Raw genomic sequence first — 2,265 nt, 5'->3', positions numbered from 1 at the left:
ACATCAACACCGAAGCCAACAGTAACGCCAACAGCGCCAACAGCGTCAAAGCTGGTGTTCAACGACAAGGTAAATGTAGAGGCAGTTAAGGCTATCGTGGAAAAAGAGAAGTCTGCTCCCGCTATACACTTTACGGATGTTCCGGCATCTTCGTGGAGTGCCTCCGTAGTGGAGCGTGCAGCTAAGATGGGGATTGTAACGGGTTATAGTGATGGTTCTTACCATCCGAATCAAAAGGTAACTCGCGCCGAGTTCGCCACAATGGTAGCAAAAGCTTTTGGTCTACCGAATTCAAGCGGTTCATTCTTCTCTGATACACAAGGACATTGGGCTTCAAAATCGATTGCAGCATTACAAGCTAAAGGGGTAATCACGGGATATAGTGATGGTTCTTTCCATCCTAATCAAGAAATTTCCCGCGCTGAGATCGTTGCAATGCTTGCTCGTCTGATAAACTATGTTCCTAACGCATCCAATCTATTTTTGGATGTAGCTACGAACTGGGCTTCTGAACAAATTAATGCTTTTGCAACTGCTGGCATAGTAACTGGTAAAGGCAACGAATTGTTCAAACCGAATGATACTGCATCCCGTGCGGAGTCGGTTGCGATGATCATTCGCTTGTTGGATAAATTGCTTGCACAATAAGTGAAATATTTCGGATAGTTAACCGGGTTCGCTTCCACCAATAAGTAGAAGAAGGGGCTGTCCCTGAGTCATTTATGACTTATGGGACAACCCCTTTGCTGCGTCTTATAGCCTAAAGCTGAACAAAGTCACTGCGGAATTTCTCGAAATCAGATTTTCTGCATTCCAGTTCAAGCCTTGTGCCTGTTTCTTCATAGCTAGTCGATTGGACATGGGCATGCTCGTTAAAATAGGAGACCACATTGCCGCGATCAAATGGAATCAGAATTTGACACTGTACATAATCCGTAAAAACATGGCTGCGAATCAGATCTGTAAGTTCAGCTATCCCGCTATTTTGTTTGGCGGAAAGATAGACATTGTCACCCTCAAGGTGAGGGTAAGGTAGGTCCGTTAGGTCAGCTTTGTTGTAGGCATAAACCGTTGGAATTTGGTCCGCACCGAGCGCTCTCAAAGTCTCATCGGTGACAGCCATATGCTGCTGATGCTGGGGATCGGAAATATCGACTACATGAATCAATAAGTCAGCTTCGGTCACCTCTTCGAGCGTGGAGCGGAAGGCTTTGACCAGATGATGGGGAAGCTGGCTGACGAATCCAACGGTATCTGTTAATAAAAAGGTTTTGTGATCCGGTAGCTCAATGCTCCGAACGGATGTCTCCAGCGTAGCGAATAACATATCCTTGGCGAACACTTGCTTATTAGAGCCTGGATGATACGTCTCCACGATTACATTCATTAAGCTGGACTTGCCGGTATTCGTATAGCCGACGAGACAGACGACAGGAACCTCATTCTTATGCCGCTGCTTCCGCTGAATTTGGCGCCTTGCTACTTGCTGTTGAAGCTCAACCTGTAATGCTGAAATCCGTTCTTCAATTCTTCTGCGATCCAGCTCCAGCTTTGTTTCACCAGCGCCTCTGTTCTTCAGCCCAGCACCACCACCTTGTCTGCCGAGAGATTCTCGGAGACCTGTTAATCGGGGGAGCATATATTGCAGCTTAGCTACTTCCACTTGCAGCTGAGCTTCTTTGGTCTTCGCTCGTTCTGCGAAAATATTCAGGATCAGAATCGTCCGGTCAATGACCTGACGGCCTAGAGAGGACTCCAAATTGCGAATCTGTGAAGGAGACAGCTCATCATTAAAAATAACAATAGGAGCATCATGCGCTTCTAAGAGAGCAGATAATTCTTGGATTTTGCCTGTGCCGATATAGTGGGAAGGGTTGATCCGACTTGCCTTCTGACTAAGCTCTCCTACAACTTCTAGGTCACAGGCAGCTGCCAGATTAGTGAGTTCTTCCATTGAATAAGCGAAGTTTGTTTCGTTTTGTAGCTGGACACCGACTATAATAGCTTTTTCTCGTAGTTGTTCCATATATTTATTCATCCTCCAGTAGTAAATAGTAAACGCAAAAAAACACAGGTCATCTGCCTGTGCTTATGGTTCGTTAGAGGACGTCAGACAAATGTGTAAGGGGAAATCTCCGTTACAACATTAGGGTCTTCCATAGATATATCAAATTAAACAACGGCTGGGGCGTAGGGAAATGATAACTTAATCCCTTACGAGCAGCAGTTGGTTTAAATTATAAGAAAGTATAAGTTTCACGATAT

The 2,265-nt window shown here is 45.3% G+C and carries 2 protein-coding genes; one reads left to right on the top strand and one right to left on the bottom strand.

Annotated elements, in window-relative coordinates:
- Positions 1-648 (top strand): S-layer homology domain-containing protein (locus CA598_RS31430; RefSeq protein ID WP_143812495.1); only part of this gene is annotated, 648 nt, incomplete at its 5' end.
- A 112-nt stretch (positions 649-760) separates the two neighbouring features.
- On the opposite strand, the gene hflX is transcribed toward CA598_RS31430, so the two are convergent.
- A complete protein-coding gene (gene hflX, locus CA598_RS31425) occupies positions 761-2,026 on the bottom strand; it encodes a GTPase HflX (protein WP_094879036.1) in 1,266 nt (421 codons plus the stop codon).
- Positions 2,027-2,265: the final 239 nt, after the last annotated feature.

The organism is Paenibacillus sp. VTT E-133291 (assembly GCF_002264395.1).
GTDB classification, from domain to species: domain Bacteria; phylum Bacillota; class Bacilli; order Paenibacillales; family Paenibacillaceae; genus Paenibacillus_AQ; species Paenibacillus_AQ nitricinens.
Note: the sequence above shows the minus strand (reverse complement) of the source record. Positions and strands in the feature narration are given on the sequence as shown.

Excerpts from the sequence above, each read along its gene's own strand:
- hflX (WP_094879036.1), bottom strand. The coding sequence starts at position 2,026 with ATGGAACAACTACGAGAAAAAGCTATTATAGTCGGTGTCCAGCTACAA.